General features: G+C 74.6%; 18 protein-coding genes. 10 read left to right on the top strand and 8 right to left on the bottom strand.

Annotated elements, in window-relative coordinates; translation table 11 throughout:
• Positions 1 to 66 precede the first annotated feature (66 nt).
• Positions 67 to 1,956 carry an ABC transporter ATP-binding protein gene (locus ACIPW5_RS26735; protein ID WP_401249775.1) on the top strand — a complete coding sequence of 630 codons (1,890 nt, stop codon included), beginning with the start codon at positions 67 to 69 and terminating at the stop codon, positions 1,954 to 1,956.
• Positions 1,953 to 3,800, top strand: a complete 1,848-nt coding sequence (locus ACIPW5_RS26730; protein WP_401249772.1) for an ABC transporter ATP-binding protein — start codon at positions 1,953 to 1,955, stop codon at positions 3,798 to 3,800. Before ACIPW5_RS26735 ends, ACIPW5_RS26730 begins: the two co-directional genes overlap by 4 nt.
• A 118-nt stretch (positions 3,801 to 3,918) precedes the next feature.
• Here the strand turns inward: ACIPW5_RS26730 and ACIPW5_RS26725 are convergent, their stop codons facing one another.
• Together ACIPW5_RS26725 and ACIPW5_RS26720 are read right to left on the bottom strand one after the other, a co-directional pair.
• Positions 3,919 to 5,097: a hypothetical protein gene (locus ACIPW5_RS26725; protein WP_401249769.1), complete on the bottom strand. Its 1,179-nt coding sequence runs from the start codon at positions 5,095 to 5,097 to the stop codon at positions 3,919 to 3,921.
• Positions 5,098 to 5,147: 50 nt separating this feature from the next.
• Positions 5,148 to 6,359, bottom strand: coding sequence for a glycosyltransferase family 2 protein (locus ACIPW5_RS26720; RefSeq protein WP_401249767.1), 1,212 nt, complete (start codon positions 6,357 to 6,359; stop codon positions 5,148 to 5,150).
• Between the two features lie 143 nt (positions 6,360 to 6,502).
• Between ACIPW5_RS26720 and ACIPW5_RS26715 the strand changes: the two genes are divergently transcribed.
• From ACIPW5_RS26715 to ACIPW5_RS26695, 5 genes are read left to right on the top strand one after another with little or no spacing between them, the layout of a single operon-like run.
• Entirely contained in the window at positions 6,503 to 7,564 is a 1,062-nt protein-coding gene (locus ACIPW5_RS26715) for a phytanoyl-CoA dioxygenase family protein (protein WP_401249765.1), read from the top strand.
• Positions 7,546 to 8,916, top strand: coding sequence for a DUF6271 family protein (locus ACIPW5_RS26710; protein WP_401249762.1), 1,371 nt, complete (start codon positions 7,546 to 7,548; stop codon positions 8,914 to 8,916). The genes ACIPW5_RS26715 and ACIPW5_RS26710 overlap by 19 nt, the downstream gene beginning before the upstream one ends.
• The gene (locus tag ACIPW5_RS26705; RefSeq protein WP_401249759.1) at positions 8,913 to 10,145 is read left to right on the top strand and encodes a type III PLP-dependent enzyme; all 1,233 of its coding nucleotides are present in this window, start codon (positions 8,913 to 8,915) and stop codon (positions 10,143 to 10,145) included. The genes ACIPW5_RS26710 and ACIPW5_RS26705 overlap by 4 nt, the downstream gene beginning before the upstream one ends.
• Before the next feature lies 1 nt (position 10,146).
• Positions 10,147 to 10,689 (top strand): GNAT family N-acetyltransferase, encoded by a 543-nt coding sequence (locus tag ACIPW5_RS26700; protein WP_401249756.1) that lies wholly within the window; start codon positions 10,147 to 10,149, stop codon positions 10,687 to 10,689.
• Positions 10,690 to 10,693: 4 nt separating this feature from the next.
• Positions 10,694 to 11,932: an MFS transporter gene (locus tag ACIPW5_RS26695; protein ID WP_401249753.1), complete on the top strand. Its 1,239-nt coding sequence runs from the start codon at positions 10,694 to 10,696 to the stop codon at positions 11,930 to 11,932.
• A gap of 3 nt (positions 11,933 to 11,935) precedes the next feature.
• Here ACIPW5_RS26695 and ACIPW5_RS26690 read toward each other — a convergent pair whose 3' ends face one another.
• Positions 11,936 to 12,889, bottom strand: coding sequence for a DUF5937 family protein (locus ACIPW5_RS26690; protein ID WP_401249750.1), 954 nt, complete (start codon positions 12,887 to 12,889; stop codon positions 11,936 to 11,938).
• Positions 12,890 to 13,008: 119 nt separating this feature from the next.
• On the opposite strand from ACIPW5_RS26690, the gene ACIPW5_RS26685 reads away from it, so the two are divergent.
• Positions 13,009 to 14,268, top strand: coding sequence for an MFS transporter (locus ACIPW5_RS26685; RefSeq protein ID WP_401249747.1), 1,260 nt, complete (start codon positions 13,009 to 13,011; stop codon positions 14,266 to 14,268).
• A gap of 128 nt (positions 14,269 to 14,396) precedes the next feature.
• The gene (locus tag ACIPW5_RS26680) at positions 14,397 to 15,038 is read left to right on the top strand and encodes a hypothetical protein (protein ID WP_401249840.1); all 642 of its coding nucleotides are present in this window, start codon (positions 14,397 to 14,399) and stop codon (positions 15,036 to 15,038) included.
• Positions 15,039 to 15,111: 73 nt separating this feature from the next.
• Here the strand turns inward: ACIPW5_RS26680 and ACIPW5_RS26675 are convergent, their stop codons facing one another.
• The 5 genes from ACIPW5_RS26675 to ACIPW5_RS26655 form a co-directional block, all read right to left on the bottom strand.
• Entirely contained in the window at positions 15,112 to 15,561 is a 450-nt protein-coding gene (locus ACIPW5_RS26675) for a hypothetical protein (protein WP_401249744.1), read from the bottom strand.
• A gap of 65 nt (positions 15,562 to 15,626) precedes the next feature.
• Positions 15,627 to 16,199 (bottom strand): snapalysin family zinc-dependent metalloprotease, encoded by a 573-nt coding sequence (locus ACIPW5_RS26670; protein WP_401249741.1) that lies wholly within the window; start codon positions 16,197 to 16,199, stop codon positions 15,627 to 15,629.
• Between the two features lie 250 nt (positions 16,200 to 16,449).
• Entirely contained in the window at positions 16,450 to 16,914 is a 465-nt protein-coding gene (locus ACIPW5_RS26665; protein WP_401249738.1) for an iron chaperone, read from the bottom strand.
• A 46-nt stretch (positions 16,915 to 16,960) separates the two neighbouring features.
• On the bottom strand, positions 16,961 to 17,602 hold the full coding sequence (locus ACIPW5_RS26660) for a glyoxalase (RefSeq protein WP_401249735.1): 642 nt from the start codon (positions 17,600 to 17,602) through the stop codon (positions 16,961 to 16,963).
• 273 nt (positions 17,603 to 17,875) lie between these two features.
• Entirely contained in the window at positions 17,876 to 19,123 is a 1,248-nt protein-coding gene (locus ACIPW5_RS26655; protein WP_401249732.1) for a helix-turn-helix domain-containing protein, read from the bottom strand.
• Between the two features lie 306 nt (positions 19,124 to 19,429).
• Between ACIPW5_RS26655 and ACIPW5_RS26650 the strand changes: the two genes are divergently transcribed.
• Complete coding sequence (locus ACIPW5_RS26650) at positions 19,430 to 20,308, top strand: aminoglycoside phosphotransferase family protein (protein WP_401249838.1); 879 nt, start codon at positions 19,430 to 19,432, stop codon at positions 20,306 to 20,308.
• Positions 20,309 to 20,379 lie beyond the last annotated feature (71 nt).

Raw genomic sequence — 20,379 nt, 5'->3', positions numbered from 1 at the left:
CCCGTTCCACCGACCGCATCCACACCACCGACCCGAGTCCGACCGGATCCGAGGGGGACCACCTCCGTGAGCACACTGATTGCCGGGGCCCGCCGCCGCGCGCGGCGCTGGCTCGACATCGCCGCCCTGCTGCGGCACGTCCCGCCGGCCCTGCGCCTGCCGGTGCTCCTGCTGAACGTACTGCTGGGCCTCTTGCCGCTCGGCTTCGTCGTCGCCATGAGCCTGACGCTCCAGCGGGTCCCGGACGTCGTCGGAGGGGGCCCCGCCGGCTCCTGGGCGGAGCTGGTCGCCGTACTCGCGGTCGCCGGCGCGGCGTTCGGCATGCAGCAGGCGCTCGCGCCCTTCCAGGCGGCGGCCGGCGAGCTCGTCGTCCGGCACGTCGACCAGCGGTGCCGGGGCGAGCTGATGCGCGCGGCCCTGGCCGACGCACCCGCCATGGCCCTGGACGACCCTCGGCTGCTGGACCGGCTCGACGCGGCCCGCGAGGCCTTCGACCGGGCCTCCGCCTCCCCGGGCGACGCCGCCGCGGGCGCGCTCGCGCTGGTGGCCCGCTACACGCAGCTCGGCGGCGCGGTCCTCCTGGTGGGCTGGGCCGTGGACCCGCTCACCGCCGTCGCGATCGGCGCGACCGCCCTCACCATCCGGTTCGGCCAGCGCGGCTCGCTCGGTGCGTTCGGGGACTTCTACGACTCGATCACCGCGGACAAGCGCAAGGCCGCCTACGTCAAGAACCTGGCCACCGGCCCGCAGGCGGCCAAGGAGATCCGCCTGCTCGGCCTCGGCGACTGGATGAGGGCACGGCACCGCGCCGAGACCACGGCCTACCTCACCCGGATGTGGCAGGGCCGCCGCCGCATCCTCGGACGGCCCTTCGTCCTGCTCGCCCTGGTGGGTCTGGCCGGCAGCGCCGTCGCCCTGACCCGGCTGGCGCTCGCCGGGACGGACGGCGCCCTGAGCCTGCTGGAACTGGGCGTCGCCCTCCAGGCCGTCCTGATCCTCATGCGGTTCGGCGTGTACTTCCCCGAGGCCGACGTGCAGACCCAGTACGGGCTGATCGCGCTGGAGTCGATGCGGGCCTTCCGTGACGGCGCCCGCGCGCTGCCCGCCCTCGCCCCCGGCCGCGGCGTCCCCGCGGACCACCTCCCGCGCCGGGCCGTCCGCTTCGAGGGCGTCGGCTTCCGCTACCGGCCCGGCGGGCCGGCGGTCCTCGACGGCCTCGACCTCGATCTGCCCGCGGGGACCTCCACCGCGATCGTCGGCCTCAACGGAGCGGGCAAGACCACGCTCGTGAAGATGCTCACCCGGATGTACGACCCCACGGAGGGCCGCATCACCGTCGACGGGCACCCCCTGACCGACATCGAGGCCCGCGACTGGCACCGGCGGCTCGCCGTGATCTTCCAGGACTACGTGCGCTACGAGCTCAGCGCCGCCGACAACATCGCCCTCGGCGCGCCCGGCGCCCCCGCCGACGACGAGGCGCTGCTGCGCGCCGCGCGGCGGGCCGGGGCCGGCGCGGTGGTGGAGGGCCTGCCCGAAGGGCTGCGCACGGTGCTGTCCCGCGGCTACCGCGGCGGACGCGACCTGTCCGGAGGGCAGTGGCAGCGCATGGGGCTGGCCCGCGCGCTGCACGCCGTGCACGCGGGCGCTTCGGTGCTGGTGCTCGACGAGCCCACCGCCCAGCTGGACGTGCGCGCCGAGGTCGAGTTCTTCGACCGCTTCCTCGAGCTCACCCGCGGGCTGACGACGGTGATCATCTCCCACCGGTTCTCCACCGTGCGCCGGGCCGACCAGATCGTCGTCCTCGACGGCGGCCGGGTGGCCGAGCGAGGTACCCACGACGAACTCGTCGCGGCCGGCGGGCGCTACGCCGAGCTGTTCCGCCTCCAGGCCGAGCGGTTCTCCGACGAGCCCGGAACTCCCGCCCCGACCCCTCTGACGGACGTGACCGCATGAAGAACCTGACGTACACCGCGCGCTGGCTGTTCCGGCTGGCGTGGAGCACCGACCGGGGCCGGTTCCTGAAGGCCGCCGTGCTGCTGGCCGTCGGCCACCTCGCCACCCCGGCCGTCGCGGTCGGCCTCAGCGTGTTCACCGACAGCCTCCTCGGGGGCGACGCGGCCACCGCCCTCGCGCTGGGCGGGGTGATCGCGGCGGCCCTCGTCATGGAACTGATGCTGGGTCATTTCGCCCACCTGTTCTACTTCGAGCTCGGTGAGCAGGCCGAGAGCCGCATCAACTCCGAACTGATCGGCGTCACCAACGGCACCGGCACCATCGAGCACCTGGACAGCTCGGAGTTCGCCGACACCCTGGCCCTGGTGCGCGAGGAGATCCAGAAGACGCGCGGGTACATCGAGGCGCTGCTGCAGATCGTGGCCCTCTCCGTGCAGCTCGGCCTGACCACCCTCCTCCTCGGCTCCCTCGACCCGTGGCTGCTGCTCCTCCCGCTCGGCGCGCTGCCGCCCGTCGTCCTGGGCCGCCGGGCCCAGGCCCGGGTCGAAGCCGGCCGGACCGCCGCGGCGGAGCACACCCGGCGGGCCCGGCACCTGCTGCACGTCGCCACCTCCTCCCAGTCCGCCAAGGAGGCCCGGCTCTTCGGTGCCGAGGAGGCCCTCGTCCGCCGGCACGACCACAGCTGGGGGTCCGGCACCCGGCACGTCCGGCGCGGCCAGCTGTCCGGGGCCGCCCTGCGCGCCCTCGGTCAGCTGCTGTTCACCCTCGCCTGCTTCTCCGCCGTGTACGTCGTGCTCCGCGCGGCCGCCGCGGGCGGTGCCAGCCTCGGCGACGTGGTCATGGTGATCACCCTCGCCGTCCAGATCAACGTGCAGGTGGCCGCGGCCCTCGGCACGCTGTCCACGCTCCAGACCGCCGGGCGCACCGCGCGCCGGATCGAACGGCTGCGCGCCTGGCCGGCCGGGGAGGGTTCCGAAGGCGCCTCCGGGCCGGACCGCGTGCCCGCCCGTGTGCCCGCCGTCGTCCCGGCCCGCCTTTCGGCCGGTGTTCCGGCCGGTGTTCCGGCCCGTCTCGCGCGCGGCATCCGGCTGGAGGGGGTCGGCTTCAGCTACCCCGGCACGGACCGTCCGGTGCTCCGCGACGTCACCCTGGACCTGCCCGCGGGCAGCACCGTCGCGCTGGTCGGGGAGAACGGCGCAGGCAAGAGCACCCTGGTCAAGCTGTTGTGCGGGCTGTACCGGCCGACCAGCGGCCGGATCCTGGTGGACGGCGTCGACCTGGCGGAGGTCCCGCAGCAGGAGTGGAAGGCCCGGGTGTCCACCCTCTTCCAGGACTTCGCGCGGTTCGAGCTCACGCTGCGCGAGAACGTCGGCCTGGGCGAACGCTCCCGGCTCGACGACGACGCCCTGTTGCTGGGGGCCGTGGAGAAGGCGGGGGCCGGCCGGGTCGTGCGGCGCGTGCCGGGCGGTCTCGACGGTGCCCTGGGACGCGGGTACACGGACGGCGCCGAACTCTCGGGCGGCCAGTGGCAGTCGCTCGGACTGGCCCGGGCCGCGCTGCGCGAGCACCCGCTGCTGATGGTCCTCGACGAGCCCGCCTCGGCGCTGGACGCGACCGCCGAGCACGCGGTGTTCGAGCGGTACGCCGGTTCTGCGGGGGAGGTCGCGAGCGAGGGCGGCGTCACGCTGTTCGTGTCGCACCGCTTCTCCACCGTCCTCATGGCCGACCGGATCGTGGTGCTGGAGGGCGGCACCGTGGCGGAGCACGGCGACCACGCCGAACTCCTCGCCTCGGGGGGCCTGTACGCCGACCTGTTCGGCCTCCAGGCGCGCAGCTACCGGTGACGGGGCGGGGCGGGCTTCCGCTGCCCGCCCCACCCGTCACCTGCGCCGAAAGGGGCCCGCCGACCAGTGAGACGGTCGGCGGGCCCCTTTCGGCGGTTCCGCGCACGGGCTTCGCGGGTCAGCTCCGCAGCGGGGCCCGCGCCGCCCCCGCCCGTACGGCCTCCAGGACCAGGGGGGTCAGCAGCGCGCCCACGGCCGGCAGGAGCCAGCGCGGCACGACCCGGCGGACCGCACCCGGGCCGAGCGTGGCGAGCGCCGCCGCCGGCAGCGGTCCGGTGAGGTCCAGGGAGGCTCCGCCCCGGCCTTCGAGCCCGGCCGCGGTGAAGCCCAGCAGGAAGGAGACGATCCACACCTCGGTGAGGACGATCTCGCTCACCCGCTCGGTGAGGAAGGCCCGTTCGGGGCAGCGCTCCAGCGCGGCCGCCAGCCCGGCCGACAGTTCGTCCTGGGTCACTCCGTGTCCGCGCAGGAAGACCCGGGCCGAGCTGCGCACCCGGCCGTCCACGGTGGAGTCGTCGGGGATGCAGGCGTCGGAGTACTGGCCCCAGAAGTCGTAGTACGGGACGGTGCCCAGGCCGGTCAGGACGGTCGGCTCGGCGGGCAGCGCGGCCAGGTCCGGCGGAACGAGGCAGGCGGCCGAGCGGGGCCCGTGCACGGAGTTGCCGACCAGGCTGGGGGCGCCGTTGTCGTGGTCGACGAGGTTGGCCACCGGCACGAGCGTGCGGACGCCGCGTGCGGCGAGGTAGTGCAGCAGCGCGAGGTCGTCCGGGTCCCCGTCGGCGGCTTCGGCGCGTGCGTGGTCCGCGAAGCCGCGGGCCACCCCGGCGGGCAGGACGAGCCCCACACAGGGCACGTAGTCGTCGACGACGGGCGCCAGGTGGTGGCCGGACATCGCGGCGATCCGCAGTGCGTACGAGGTGCGCGACCCCCACTCGGTGAACAGGCTGAGCGCGGCGTCGGGCTGCGCGGCGACGAGCGCGTGCAGCCGCCGGAGGAAGTCCTCGGCGGGCAGGGCGTCGTCCTGGAGCACGAGGTGGTGGGTGGCGCCGGGCACGACGGCCGACCACGCCCGCAGGGCGGTGCGCAGCGCGTCCGGCGGGCCGTCGGGCGCGGGGTCGAGGACCACGGTGGCGTGGAGGTCCGGGAAGCGGCCGGCCAGGGCGCGCGCGGCCGCCTCCCGGCTGGGGTGGCACATCACGGCGGCGGAGAGGCGTACGGGCGATGCGGCGGCTCCGGGGGAAGGCCCGGGCGGCTCCGGGGCGGGAGACGGGTGCGCGTACCGGGTGGCGGTGGCCAAGGCTGCTCCTCGAAGGGGGACGGCGGCGGGGACGGGGACGGGGACGGCGGTCATGCGGCGGCCGCGGCCTGCGCGGGCAGGGCCCGGAGGGCCACCCGGCCCGCCTCCCGCCGCACGGCGTCGCGGTAGGGGGCGGTCAGCCGGTCGACCCGGGGCAGCAGGCAGTACGCGTCGACGGAGCCGTCCTCGAACGGCAGCGCGAACCCCGCCAGCGGCAGGACGTGCTCGTACGCGCTCTGCCCGCCCGGCCCGAACAGCGCCTCCGCCTCGGGGTCGACGACGAGCGGGCGGCCGTCGGGCCCGGTCTGGCCGTCCGGGGAGAGCAGGACGCCGGCGAGGAGCAGCCGGGTTCCGTCGACCGCCCCGACGACGACGCCGAGGCGCTGCCCGGGTGCTGCCGCGGCGAGCTCCCGCCGGGCCTCGGGGTAGTGCCGGTCGGCTTCCAGCCAGCCGCCGAACGCCAGGGCGAGTTCGAGGTCGAGCCGTGGCCACTTGGCGAGGTAGTAGCGGTTGGTCAGGGTCGCCGAGCGGTCCTGGGCGGCGAAGTCGCGGCGGTGTGGCAGGTGGATGCCGCGGACTCCCTGGCCGAGGACGATGGGGGTGCCGGTCCGTGCGATGCGCAGCCCCCATTCCTGGTCCTCGGCCCCCCATCCGAGGAAGCCCTCGTCGAGCAGGAGCCCGTGGCGGCGGATCGTCGCGGCGGGCAGGGCCATGAGGCCGGTCCTGACGAACGCCCAGGGGAAGCGGGCGAAGGCGGACGCGTACGCGGCGGTCCAGCGGGGGTCGCGGCCGGCGCCGGACTCGTCGAGGCGGCCGAACGCGGCGCGGAAGACCTCGTAGGGCTGCGTCTCGACGCTGTCGACGTCGTCGTCGATGACGGCGTCGTAGCCGAACACCTCGCCCTGGACGCAGACGTTCTGGCCGTGCTGGTAGTGGCGCTCCCACAGGTTGCGCAGGGCGTCCGGGGCGAGCGCCACGTCCGCGTCGAGGACCACGACCACGGTGCCGGACGCCTGCCCGATGGCGAGGTTGCGGGCGCGGCTGGTGTTCCAGTCCTCGGCGGTGTGCACGGAGACGATGCGCAGGCGGCCGGTGAACTCGGCGCACAGGGCGGTGTACGCGGGGTCGTACTCCATGGCACCGACGACGACCTCGAAGCGGTCGGCCGGCAGGGTCTGTTCCGTGAGGGAGGTGAACACGGCCCGGATGTTGTCCAGGCGCTGCTTGTACGGGATGACGATGCTCAGTGCGGTGTCGGTCATGGCGTCACAGTAGGAGCCCTTGGCACATGTTGGCAACGAATGCTTGCCAATTCAGGCAAGCTCATGTCAATGTCTTGCCCGAAGGGTCGGGCCGCCGCCCGCCCCGCCCGCCGCGCGGCCCCGGATCCACCTGGAGTTCTCGTATGCCGACGCCCGACCGGTACCTGTATCGCGCCGCCTCGCGTACGCCGTACTTCAGCGCGGACGGCGAGTCCTACTTCACCCCGACCCCGCTGCGGAACCTGCGCAAGACCCGCCCGCTGCGGGTGCTGTCGCAGGACGACTTCGCCTTCTGGCAGACCTACGGCTACACCGTCGTCCGGCAGGCCGTCCCCGCCGCCGCGGCCCGGCGGCTGCTCGACTTCGCCTGGCGGTTCCAGGACATGGATCCCGCCCGGCCCGACACCTGGTACCGCGAGCGCCCCTACCGTTCGCCGCTCGACCGCGACCTGCACGTCTACGGCTTCGTCGAGGCCTACCACCACCAGCTCCTGTGGGACACCCGGCAGGCCCGGCGCGTCCACGACGCCTTCGCCGACGTGTGGGACTGCGAGGAGCTGTGGGTGTCCCTGGACCGCCTGTGCCTCAATCCGCCCAATGTCGGCAACCGCGACCGCGCCCTGGCCACCCCGGCGGACGAGGGCTTCGACATCGCACTGCACTGGGACGTCGACACCACCCTGCCCGTCCTGCCGCAGCGCGTGCAGGGGATCCTCGCCCTGACCGACACGGCCGAGGACACCGGCGGCTTCCAGTGCGCCCCCGAGCTCTTCCGGGTCCTCGACCACTGGCGCACCGGCCGCCCGCCCGGCCGCGACCCGTTCCGGCCCGGCACCGATCCCGCCGAGTTCCCCGTGGTGCGGCCCGAACTCCGGGCCGGCGACCTGCTCGTCTTCAACGGGCTGCTCCCGCACGGCGTCGCCCCCAACACGTCGCGGGGCGGTGTGCGCGCCGTCCAGTACCTGTCGATGATGCCGGCGCTGGAGGAGCACCGGCAGCTCCGGGAATCCCGCATCTGCTCCTGGCGAACCCTGGGCACACCCGACTGGAACCCCACGCTCCTCGGCGACGCCCTGCGGCACGAGTCGCTCCGCTACGGTCCCGCGCGCCTCACCGGCCTGGGCGAGCGGCTGCTCGGCCTCGCCCCGTGGGCCACCGCCGACCGATCCGAACGACGGGAGCGGACGTGCGCCGCATCTGCCTGACCCTGCCCACGAACCGGGAGTGCACCGCCGCCCTCCTGGCCGTCGGCGGGGAAGCCGCCCACGCCGCCGCCGCGTTCGGGGTCGAGGTCCACTACCTCGTCCTGGACTCCACGCCCCCGGACACCTTCGCCGCGCACGCCGCGGCCGCGGCCCGCTGCCGCGCCCCCGGTGTCGTCGTCCACCACCTCGGCGAGGACGACCAGCGGGCCTTCCTGCGCCGCGTCGTCGCCCGGTCGGACGCCGCCGCCGACCCGGACGCCCTCCTCGCCCTGATGCTGCCGTCGGCGCTCTCGTACGGGGCGTGCACCAACCGGGCCTTCCTGTTCGCCGCCGCCCTCGGCTGCACCTCCGTGCACCGCCGGGACTCCGACAGCACCTACCAGGTGCACGGGGGACGGCCCGTCCACCCCGTGCACCACGAACTGCTCACCCTCGGCAGGACGGCCGCCGACGCCGCCGCCCACGTCACCGGACAGGACCTCGGCCCGGCCCTCGCCGGGCGGCGCGTCGCCCTCGCCGGAGCCTCCTTCACCGGCGCGATGTCCGTCGACATGGGCGAGGTCCTGGACCTCGACCCGGACACGTACGCCGAGATGGTCGGGCTGTGGGCGCCCGCCGACTGGCCGCCCGAGCGGCGCCGCCGCCTCGTCGCCGAATCGTTCCGCGGCGCCGGCGACGCCCCGTTCACCGGCGACCGCTCCCTGCTCACCCGCGTCGACCCGATGCGCGTCGACATGTGCAACATCGCCTTCCACTCCGTGCACGAGCAGGTGCCGCTGCCGCCGGCCACCGACACCATCGGCAGCGACTACTTCCTGATCCACCTGGTGCACGACGCCGGCCTCCCCGGCGTCCTCCACAACCGGCACATCGTCAACCACCACACCCCGGAACGCCGCACCGACCCCGGCTTCGCCGCCTACCAGCTGCGGTTCACCAAGTTCCTGCTGTCCATGCTGTACTTCAACGCGCTCTACCGCTCCATGGCGGAGGCGGGAGACAGCCTGCTCGACGCCTCCGGCGCCGTCCGCACCCGGGCCGTCGCCGCACTGGCACGGCGGGCCGCCACCCTGGACACCGCCGAGAACGCCGCCCGCCTGGACGCCCTCGACCGCTGCTACCGCCGCCTGGGCGGCCGGTACGCGCGGGTCGCCGAATCCCTCGCGCCCCGCCGCGAACGGCTCCTCGCCGAGGCCCGCCGCGACATCGAGGACTTCGCCCTGCTGACCGAGGCCTGGCCGCACCTGGTCCGGGCGAGCCGCACCGTCCCGGTCCCCGGCGTTCCCACCGCCGCTCCCGGGGTGTCCGTCCCGTCCGCCCCGGAGCGCGCGGCAGCGGGGTCCGCACCGTGACGGCCGCCGGAAGCCCGCTGCTGCGCGCCGCCCTGGCCGCCGCCGCCGAAGACCGGATCGTCTACGACCTCACCGGCATCGAGCGGGCCCACGACGCCCTGCTCCGCGAACTCCCGGGCGTCCGCATCCGCTTCGCCCTCAAGGCCTGCCCCGTCGACGGAGTCCTCGCCGCACTCGCCCGCAGGGGCGCCGGCTTCGACGCCGCCAGCCCCCGCGAGGCCGCCCAGGCCCTGCGGACCGGCGTCCCCCCGTCGCTGGTGCACTACGGCAACACCGTCAAGTCCGACGCCCAGATCGCCGCCGCCCACCGGCTCGGGATCCGGGACTTCGCCACCGACAGCCTCCAGGACATCGCCGCGATCGCCCGCCACGCCCCCGGCTCCCGGGTCTTCTGCCGCCTGGCCGCCCCCGGTGACGGCGCCCTGTGGGGGCTCGCCCGCAAGTTCGGCTGCGCCCCCGCCGACGCCCCCGGCCTGCTCCTCGCCGCCCGCGAGGCGGGGCTGACCCCAGCGGGCCTGTCGGTACACGTCGGCTCCCAGCAGATGACCGCCGACGCCTGGCGCGACGCCGTCGACGTCCTCGCGGACGTCCTCGCCGAGGCCGACCGGCGCGGTATCACCCCCGACCACGTCAACCTGGGCGGGGGCCTGCCCGCCCGGGGCTACCGCGACCGCCGCGGGCGGCCGCTGGATCCGCCCCTGGAGAAGATCTTCGCCACCCTCCGGGAAGGCGTGCGCCGGCTCGCGGACACCTCTGCCGTCCCCCTCGGCTTCGTCCTCGAACCGGGCCGCCACCTCGTCGCCGACCACGCGGCCGTACGCGCCCACGTCGTCCGGCTCACCGAGCGCCGCCGCCCGCCCGGCGAGCCCGACCACTGGCTGTACCTGAGCTGCGGCAAGTTCAACGGGCTCTACGAGATGGACGCCGTGCAGTACCCGCTCGAGTTCCCCACCCACCCCGACCGGGCACCCCGGGTCGCGGCCGTCGTCGCCGGCCCCACCTGCGACGGCGACGACGCCTACGACCCGCGGGCCCCCGTACCGGTTCCCGCGGCGGCCGCCTCCGGCGACCCCGTCTGGATCCACGCCGCCGGCGCCTACGCCGCCAGCTACACCACCCGCGGCTTCAACGGCCTCGAACCGCTCCCCTGCACGGTCGTCGGCGGCAGCGGCACCTCCCCGGACCGCGACCAGGTCCCGGGCACACCTTCACCGGGAGACGAGGACTGACATGGCCGCAAGGACATGGCACATACGACAGCTCCGCCCCGACGACATCGACGCCGTCGCGGCACTGGAGCGGGAGGCCTACGCGGCCCACGGACTCACCGAGGGGCCGGCCGCCCTCCGGGCCCGCTCCGAGGCCTCGCCCTCCACCTGCTTCGCCGTCGAAGGGGGCGGAACCCTCGCGGGCTACCTGCTCGCCCTGCCCTACCCGCCGGACCGCAGCCCCGACCTCGGACACACCGGACAGCGCGTCGCCCACCACTCCGGCAACCTGCACCTGCACGACCTGGTCATCGCCCCCCGCCACCGCGGCCGCGGCCTGGCCCGCGCCCTGCTCCAGCGCCTCGGCGAAGCCGCCCGCGCCCGACAGCACGACCGCATCTCCCTCGTCGCCGTCGCCGGCAGCCGGGCCTTCTGGACCACCCGGAACTTCCGCCCCCACCCCGACGTGCCGCTGCCCCCCGCATACGGCACCGACGCCGTGTACATGTCGGCCGCCGTCCGCCTCCCGGGCGACGGCACGCCCCGCATCGAAAGGGCCTGCTGAACCGATGGCCCCCACCCGCCCTGTCCCGACGGCCGTCCCCGGCACGGCGTACCGCACCGCACACCGCTCGATCGCCGCCCTCTTCGTCCTCCTCGGCTTCCAGTACGCCACCTGGGCCTCCCGCCTGCCCGCCCTCAAGGAACGGCTCGGCCTCGACGAAGCCCAACTGGGCCTGCTGCTGACCGGCTGCGGAATCGGCGCCGCCGCCTCCTTCCCCCTCGTCCCCCTGCTGACGGCCCGCCTCGGCACGCGCCGCCTCGCCCTGCTCTCCGCCGCCGCGCTGGCCCTGGTGCTCCCCGCCCTGGCCGTCGCGCCCGGCTACCCGACGGCCCTCGCCGCCGTCTGCGCCGACGGCGTGGCCGTCGGCTGCCTCAACGTCGCCATGAACGCCCAGGGAGCCGCCCTCGAAGCCGCCCACGGGCGCACCGCCATGGCCGGGTTCCACGCCGCCTTCACCGCGGGCTCGCTGGCGGCCGCCCTGCTCGCCTCCGCCGCGCACCTCCTCACCCCGAGCCTCACCGTCCACTTCGCCACCGCCGGGCTCCTGCTGCTGCTCCTCCTCGCCGCCACCGCCCGGGGCCTTCCCGCGGATCCGGCACGTCCCGCCGACGCGCCCGACGACGCCGCCGTCCGTGCGCCCGGCGACGCTCCCGGCACACGGCGGGACCGTGCGGGCGGCCGCGCCGTGCCGGCCGCGCTCTCCCGCGTGACCCTCTGGACCGGCTGCGCCATGGTGTTCGGCACCGTCACCGAAGGCGCCATGAACGACTGGTCGGCCCTCTACCTGCGCGACGCCGCCGGTGCCGCCCCCCAGACCGCCCCGCTCGGCATCGCCGCCGTCTCCGTCGTGATGCTCGCCGCCCGGCTCCGCGCCGACACCTGGCGCGCCCGCTGGGGCGACGCGGCCGTCATGCGCGCCGGCAGCCTCCTGGCCGCCGCCGGCCTCGCCGCCGCCCTCCTCGCCGGCGGTGTCGTACCCGCACTGGCCGGATTCGCCTGCGTCGGCCTCGGCATGGCCGCCGTCACCCCCTGCTGCTACGTGGCCGCCGCCCGGCAAGGCCCCCGGGCCCTGTCCCTCGTCGCCGCCATGGGCACCACCGGGCTCCTCGCCGGGCCCGCCGCCATCGGATTCGTCGCCGATGCGCGCGGCATCACCTGGGGCATGGCCGCCGTCGCCCTCGCCGCCCTGCTGACCGCCCTGTGCGGGACCCGCATCCCCCTGCCCGCAGGCGCCCGTACCTGAACGTCAGTCCCCGCGTGCGGCGAGCCGGTCGCCGAGCTCGCTGCGCGCGTACAGCACGTTCCGGCCCGCGCGCGCCCGCGTCACCAGCCCGCACGCCGCCAGCACGCCCAGGTGCTGCGACACCGCACCCGGCGTCACCCCCAGCACCCGTGCCAGGGCCCCCGTCGACTCCGGCGTCTCCAGCGCCATCAGCAGCGCCGCCTTGGGCCGCCCGACCAGGGCCGCCAGGTCCTCCGGTGCCGGCGGCGCCACCGTCTCCCACAGCGTCGCCACCCCGCGTGCCGGGTAGTCCACCCGGGGCACCTCCCCGATCGGCGCCGTCGCCTTCCGCCCGAACAGCGTCGGGCACAGGGTCAGCCCCGTACCTGCCCGCACCCGGCTGTCCGTGCCCATCGGGTGCAGCCGCAACACCCCCGACTCCCACCGCACGTTCGGGTGCAGACCCGCGAACAGCGCCGCCGCACCGCCGTCGGCGAGCAGCTGTGCCCGGTGCAGGACGTCCGCCTCCAGCACGCCCCGCATCCGCGGCCAGTGCGGTTCCAGCGCGGCCCGCCAGTACGCCTCCAGGGCGTCGGCGATCCGCTCCCGCAGCGCCTCCGGGTCGCCGCGCAGCACCTGGGGCATCCGCTGCCCGAGCCAGGCGGCATCGAGGTCGCGGCGCACCGTCGCGGCGTCGGTGCCGCGCAGGGTCCGCAGCTCCTCCGCCATCTCCGGCATCCGCGCCTGCGGGCGCGGGGTGATGAAGTCCGGCAGCCACCGCCGCTCGCTGACGAGCGCCGAGAGGATCTCCCCGTCCAGCTCCGGCAGCAGCTCCCGGACCCGGCGCAGCCAGCGCAGGTGCAGCGGGAAGTCCCCCGGATCGCGCAGTGCCCACAGGCTGTGGCAGGTCTCCTGGAGGGGCGAGACGGCGAACCGGATGCTCGTCAGGTCGTCCACGCCGAGCACGATCTCGATCAACGGCCCATGCCCCCTGCCCTCTCCGTCCTCCCCGCCACCGCCACCGCCGTTCCGGACGATGCTTTAGCCCACGCCTAAAAACCTAACAGTGGGCCGCCCGCCCCGGTTCAGTGGTGGGCATGCTCCTGCCTTCGCGCGGCCCTCTGCGGGTCTATGCCACCCTGACCTTCTTCGACTCCCTGGTGCCCGGCATCATGCTCGCCGGGGGCGTCCTCTTCTTCACCAAGGTCGCCGGTCTGGGCGCCGTCCAGGTCGGCAGTGGGCTGTCGGCCGCCGCCCTGGCCGGGCTGGCCGCGGCCCTTCCCGCGGGCCGCCTCGGCGACCGGATCGGCCACCGCCGCCTCCTGATCGGCCTCAGCCTGCTCCGCGCCCTGGTCCTGGCCGGCTACCAGTGCGTCGGCTCGTACCCGGCCTTCCTGGTGGTCGCCTGTCTCTCCGGTCTCGCCGAGAGCGCCGTCGCCCCCGTCCGGCAGGCGTACCTCGGCACCATCACCACGGCCGAGAACCGGGTCGCGACCCTCGCCTTCAACCGGGTCGTGCGCAACATCGGGGCGACCTTGAGCACCCCCGCTCTCGGTGTGGCCCTCGCCGTCGACAGCCCGTTCGCCTTCCGCGTGCTGATCGGCGGCGGCGCCGTCAGCGTGCTGGCCGTCGCGCTGATCGCCACCCGCCTGCCGGAGACGCGTACGCCGGCCCCTGCCCCTGACGTTGCCCCTGCCCCTGCCCCGAAGACGGCCGGCCGGCCCCGGACCGGAGTGCTGCGCGACCGCCCGTACGTGGCGCTCTCCCTCCTCAACGGGCTGCTCATCATGCACATGGAACTCCTGGAGATCGGCATGCCGCTGTGGGTCGCCGGGCACACCGACGCCCCCGCCTGGGCGACGTCGGTCCTGCTGTTCACCAACGTCCTCGTCGCCATCGGCCTCCAGATCCGGGTCGGACGCAACGTCACCGACGTCGGCTCCGCGGCCCGCGCGATGCGCAAGGGCGGTTGGTGCCTGCTGGCCGCCGCCGGCCTGTTCGCGGCCTCCGGCACCCTGTCACCCGCCTGGTCGGTGACGGTCCTCCTCGTGGCGGTCGTCCTCCTCACCCTCACCGAACTCCTCCAGTCCGCGGGGTCCTGGGGCCTGTCGTACGACCTCGCCGAGCCGGCCCGGCTCGGCGAGTACCAGGGGGTGTGGAGCCTGGGCACCCAGCTCGTCCGCGCCGCCGGCCCCCTCGCGGTGACCGTGGCCCTGACCTCCCTGCAGCACCTCGGCTGGCTGCTGATCGGCGCCGTCTACCTGGCGGCGGCCGCCCTGGCCCTCCCCCTGGCCCGCCGGGCCACTGCCCACCCGGCCCCGGTCCCCGCCCAGTCCCCGGAGCCCGCCCACGCGTGACCCCGGGCCGGCCCGGCAGGTACGGCAGGCGGTGTTTCGACGGACAGGCGCGCACTCCAGGAAGCCCCTGCGGGGTAATCGGGAGGCGGCTGGGGCAGGGATGCGGCACACTCCGCCGGGTGATCGTGATGCATCCCGTCCTGGAGATCTACACCCCTGACGGTTTCGACCTGTGGCCCGTCGCCGAGATCGAACCGTTCGGCTTCCTGCCCCTCAGTGGTGAGCTCTCACCCACCGAGGTCGGGACGGCGGTGATGCGCATCGCGGAGTGCAATGACATCGACCCCGACTCCGACGGCAACGGCGACGGCCCGCCCCGTCCGGCCCACGCACTCGGCTCGTTCCTCCACGGACTGCTGACCTCCGACGGCCTCATCGCGGCAGGCGGTCTACGGGTCACCGACAGCTCCACGGGTGTCACGTTCCTGCCCGGTTGCTGCGATGGCCTGGAGGACTGGCGTGACTGGCATCGGTTCATCGACGACGGCAGCCGGCTGGGCTTCGGTCACGACCCGTCACCGGTTGCGGAGCGCTTCGGCGACACCGTCCGGCTCACCGTCAACGCCGAGCAGAGCGACGGGCCGGTGATCGAGCTGTCCGTCACCGCGCTCCGCCACCTGCTCGCCGGGGCCGAACGCGACCTGGCCGACTTCCTTGCACTGGCAGCCGACTGGGCCTCCGAGCACCTGCCCGAGCACTGCGTTCCCGTCACGGCCGCTCTCGGCCGCGTTCTCGGCCTTCCGCGGAGGCGTGTCCTTCCCTGGGGATGACATCGTCGCGACGCAATGGCCTCGGTCTGTGACAGACCGCCTCGGCCCCGACAGATTGCGTTGGCCGGCGTCGCTACGCGCTGATCCAGCAGTACAGCCGGTGGCCGCGCGCGCACGCCCTCTTCGCGAGCGCGGCGAGGTCTTCCAGGAAGCCGATGAGCCCGCTCAGGTCCGGTGGGGTGCCGAAGGCGTCTGATGCGGACCAGGCACGGGCCACATCGGCCAGCTGCCCGCGGTCGGAGCGGGCGAGGGAGTCGCGGAGGGAATCCGTGAGCGACAGGGTGACGATCTCTCCGTCGCCCGCCATCCCGGCCAAGTGGCCGTGTCGCGGGTCGGTCTTGACGGAGTCGGGGGTCCGACCGGTGATGAGTGCCTCGGCCGGCAGCAGCGCGACCACCGGATCGACGCCCTTCACGACGAACGAGTCGTACTCCGTTTCCGTCGGCTGCCCGTCCTCAAGGACCACGGCCCGAGCGGCGTCTGCGTCGTCGGCGGCGGCGTAGTAGCCGAAGAGGACTCCCATGCGACCGATCATGACATCCGGCCAGGGGCCGGTACGGCCGCACCGTGCCGTACCGGCGCCGGTGGTCAGGGGGCGTCGATCAGGATGCGGTTGTCGGTGGGGGCGGGTGCGGCGAGGCCGTTCGCGTACGCGTTCTGGACGCGGGAGCGCTCGGTCGCGTCGGGGATGGCGTTGGTGCAGGCCGTGCCGGCGCTGGAGCCGGACATCAGCTGGGAGCACGGGCCCGGCTTGGTGTCCGGGAGGCCCAGGCTGTGGCCCAGCTCGTGGGTGGCGATGCGCGTCTTGTCGTAGCCCTGGCTCACGGCCTGCGCGCCGAGTTCGACCCGCACCTGCCGCCCCGGGCGGACCGGGCCGAGGGTGGCCTGCGGCCAGCCGGTGGTGGCGACGATGACGATCTCGGCCCGGGTGCCGGGTGCGGCCGCGACCAGGCGTACGTTGCTGACGTTCGCGTTCCAGTTGGCGACGCCGGCCGCGATCGCCGCTTCCCAGCCGGCGGCCCGGCTGCCGTCGTAACGGAGTGTCACCACCGCTGCGGTGGCGTCCGGTACGGGCGCGGGTGCCGCGGTCGCGGCGGTTGCCGTCACGAGGACCAGTGCGGCGGCGGAGGTGGCGGCCTTCAGCCAGGTGCGCAGGGACATGGTCGTCTTCCTTCACGCGTGGGGGACCCGGCCCCTCGGCGGAGCCGGGGCGCAGGAGACGCCGCCATCGCCCGCCTGTGGCCCGCGCGTTCGGACGGCCGCCCCTCCGGAGCCCTAAGACGGTAGCCCTGGATTTCAGTTGCCCGTCATGCACCTGTCAGCCAATTCCGGCGGGTGCTCCGGCCGGTGCCCGGTCAGCGGGCAGCATCGTCATGGCTGGGGCGGGGACGGCGGAGGTCGTGCCCGGGGTTCAGGCGACCGCCTTCTTGAGCAGGGCGGTGATGAGTTCTTCGTCGGCCGGGGTCAGTTCCCTGATGGCGTAGGCGGTGGCCCAGACGGTGCCGTCGTCGAGGGCCGCCTGGTCGCTGAAGCCGAGCGTGGCGTACCTCGACTTGAACTTCTCCGCGCTCTGGAAGTGGCAGACGACCTTGCCGTCCCTGGCGTAGGCGGGCATCCCGTACCAGAGCTTGGGTGCGAGGTCCGGGGCGGCGGTCCTGACGATCTCGTGGATCCGCTCGGCGAGGGCGCGGTCGGCCCCGGGCATCTCGGCGATCTTCGCGAGCACGTCCTGCTCGTCCGCCGCGGCCTTCTCCGCCCGGGAGGCACCGCGGCGGGCCGCCGCCTTCTTCTGGTCGTGGGCGTGGTCCTTCATCGCGGCCCGCTCGTCTGCGGTGAATCCGTCGTACTTCTCGGGTGTGGCCTTCGGGGACGGCATGGCGGGTTCCTCTCGTGGGGGTGGGGTGGTGGTGTGGGTGGGTGGTTCAGGCGGCGGGCTGCCAGGTGAAGCCGTCCGGGTCGGTGAGGGGGGTGGGGGTGCCGGAGAGGACGATGCGGTGCGAGCCCGTGCCGTCGGCGGGGACGCCGAGGTCCTTGGCCAGGGCGCGGCGCTTGTACAGCGCCAGCTTGACGGTGCCGGCCCGGCCGGCGGCGAACTCGGCGTACTTGCCGCCGACGCTCTTGGCCACGGTCAGGCCCTGGCCGGTGTAGAACTCCCGGGTGGCCTTCACGTCCTCGACGCCGAGGAGCAGGACGATCTCGTCGATCCGGCGGGTGGCTGGGCCCGTGTCCTTCTTCGCCGAGGTCGCGATCTTCCAGATCGTGCCGTCGGGGGCCTGGACGACGCCGCTGTACCCCCACAGCGACTTCCTGGCGGGCTTCAGGACCGTGGCGCCGGCGTCCACGGCGGCGTTGAAGAAGGCGTCGACGGTGGCCGGGCCGGACACCGTGATGCCCAGGGTGAAGCCGCGGAATCCGGTGGAGTGCGGCTCGGACGCCCGCAGCTGTACGTGCGTGTCCACGCCGAAGGCGGTGTAGAAGCGGCCGGCCGCGTCGAGGTCGGCCACCTCCAGGGTGACGGAGGAGAGGGAGGTGCGGGCTGCGGTGGAAGCGGTGGTGTTTGCCATGACCCACACGCTACGGTCGGCAGGTCGGCGGGGGCTTCTCGATTCCTGACCGGTCGGGAGGGACGCCCCGGGCCCGTTGCGCGGGCCGGCTTCCGGACCGGCTCGCGCTGGTGCCGTCGCTGGAGGAGCTGGGCCTGCGCCGGAACGAGGCCGGTCGGTCCGGAGCGGAACGGGTGCGTGGTCCTGACCTGATCGCGGGGTGGGCTGAGCAGGTGTCAGCCCCCGGTCGGGCAGGACGTGCGGGTCCGCCTTCCTGCCCGGCAGGTGGGTCCGTCAGCGCCGGCCGGCGTGTTCGGCGTTCTCCAGTGTCTCGGCCAGGACCCGCCAGATCTCGGCGGCCAGGTCCATGTTCGAGGCGCGGCGGGCCTCGTCGCCCAGGCGCTTGAGGCGGGCGCGTCCCTCCTGCTGGTTGCCCTCCACGATCAGCAGCAGGCTGTCGAGGGTCTGGAGCCGGATGCGGTCGCGGTAGGTGAGGACCAGGTCGTCGAAGTCCAGCCGGTCGTGGGCCGCGCGGGCGTCGGCGTACCGGCCCTCCTCGAACGCGAGGTGGGCCTGGAGGACCAGGAGTTCCTGCTGCTGTACGGGCGTGCCGATGAGCGAGAGCGCCGTCTCCGCCTCGGTCAGGCAGGTCCGGGCCCTGTCGGTGAGGGCGGGCCGGGACTGGAGGTAGAGCGAGGCCGCGGCGAGCCGCAGCCGCGCCCACAGGACGGGGTCGACGCGGCTGTCGAGCGACCGCATCGCCCGGCCCAGGTACGCGTGGACGGCCTCGTCGTCCCCCTGCCGGGAGCAGACGGTGGCCGCCGACCAGAGGGCTTCGGCGCGCAGCACGTCCGGTCCTTCCTCGACGAGGGCGACGAGCTCCTGGGCGTGCGCCCTGGCGTCCGTCACCCGCCCGGCCTCCGCCTCGGCCGACACGAGGGCCAGCAGTGCGGTCCCTGTGTCGGAGACGGTGAGTCCGCTGTCCTTGGCCGTGCGGTGGGCGCTCTCGGCGAGTTCGAGTGCGCGGGCGATCTGGCCGGCCGAGCGCAGGCACCGGGCGAGCTGCGTCCTGGACCTGGACTGCAGCGCGGGGAGGCCGAGTTCGTCGGCCACCTCGGCGAGCTTCTCCAGGCAGGCCAGTTCCTCGGTGCGCTCGCCCCTGCGGTGCCGGAAGCCGGCGATCAGCCAGAGGGCCTGCCAGCGCAGCTGGGGGTCCTCCTCGTCGGCGGTCGCGAGGGCGTCGACGAGTTCTTCGACGGACTCGTCGTCGGTGCAGGAAGCGGCGATGCTCAGGGTCCGTGCCAGCGAACTGCCGCCGCCGGCGGCCGGAGTGGCGTTGAGCGGGGCGTCGAACGCCTGGCGGTCCACGCCCAGTTGACCGGCGAGGTACGCGACCACTCGTTCGGTGGGCTGCCGCGCGCCCGATTCGAGCCGTGACAGGTAGCCCGTGGAGATCTCCTCGCCGGCCAGTGCGGCCTGGGAGAGTCCCCGTTCCAGCCTCAGGGCTCTGAGGCGCGCACCGAATGATGACTCGTCTGTCATGTGGAGTCCCGCAATCGAATTACTCGGATACAACCATGATCGCGCTGCCCCCAGTACGCTCTGTGGCGATCTTATCGGCCCGCCGACGGCTTGGCAAATGATTTGCCGGATGAGTGCCTGAACCGTGGAAGATTGGCAGCATCTGGCAACTTAGCTTGCCAGCGGAGGTCCGGGGTTCTAGCTTGACCATCGGCCGATCCGCTGTGGAGCGGAAGCCGAGCCGACGTCTTCCACTGCTCGATCCCTCCTCGGGGGATCTCCCCTTCGGAGCCGCACATGCGTCCACGCGTCCCCGCCAAGGCCACCATGCACGCCGACGAGGCGTACACGGACGAGGCGCTCGTCCGACGGCTGCTGCGCGGCCAGTTCCCCCGGTGGGCGGACCTGCCGGTGCGGCGGCTGCCGTCGGGTGGGACCGTCAACGCGATCTACCGGGTCGGGACCGGGCTGACCGTCCGGCTGCCGCTCACCGGGGGCGGGGCCGGGGCGATCGACCGGGAGGCCCTCTGGCTGCCCCGGCTGGCGCCCCTGGTGCCGGTGCCCGTCCCGGAGGTGCTCGGGCGGGGCGAGCCCGCCGAGGGCTACCCGTGGGCGTGGGCCGTGCACCGGTGGATCGACGGCGACGTCCTGGTCGAGGGCGTGGCGGACGGTTCCGGGCGGCTGGCCCGGGACCTCGCGGGCTTCGTCACCGCCCTGCGCGGGGTGTCCCCCGGAGGGGGGCCCCGCGCGCACCGGGGCGGGCCACTGTCCGCCGAGGACGCGGAGACCCGGGAGGCGATCGAGGCGCTGCGCCGCACGGACGAGCCGTTCGACGCCGGGGCGGCCACGGCCGCCTGGGAAGAGGCCCTCGCCGCTCCCGGCTGGTCCGGGGAGCCCCGGTGGATCCACTCCGACCTCATGCCGGGCAACCTGCTGGGCGCGGGCGGCCGGCTGGCGGCGGTGATCGACTTCGGCACCGCCGGGCTCGGCGATCCGGCCGTCGACCTCATTCCGGCGTGGAACCTGCTGCGGCCCCGCGCGCGGGAGGTGTTCCGCGCGGCCGTGGACGCCGACGAGGCCTCCTGGGCCCGCAGCCGCGGATGGGCGCTGTCCATGGCCCTCATCCAGCTGCCGTACTACCGCGAGACGAACCCGGTCATCTCCGCCAACGCCCGCCACGTGATCCGCGGGGTGCTCGGCGGCTGAGGCCGCCGCGCGGGCCCGCTCTGTTGCCGATCGAGGCAAGTCGCATTGCCTCCATGAGGCAACCGGAGCGG

It is taken from the genome of Streptomyces sp. NPDC090077, from assembly GCF_044747545.1.
Classification (GTDB): domain Bacteria; phylum Actinomycetota; class Actinomycetes; order Streptomycetales; family Streptomycetaceae; genus Streptomyces.
This window is presented reverse-complemented; position numbering and strand designations above follow the sequence as displayed.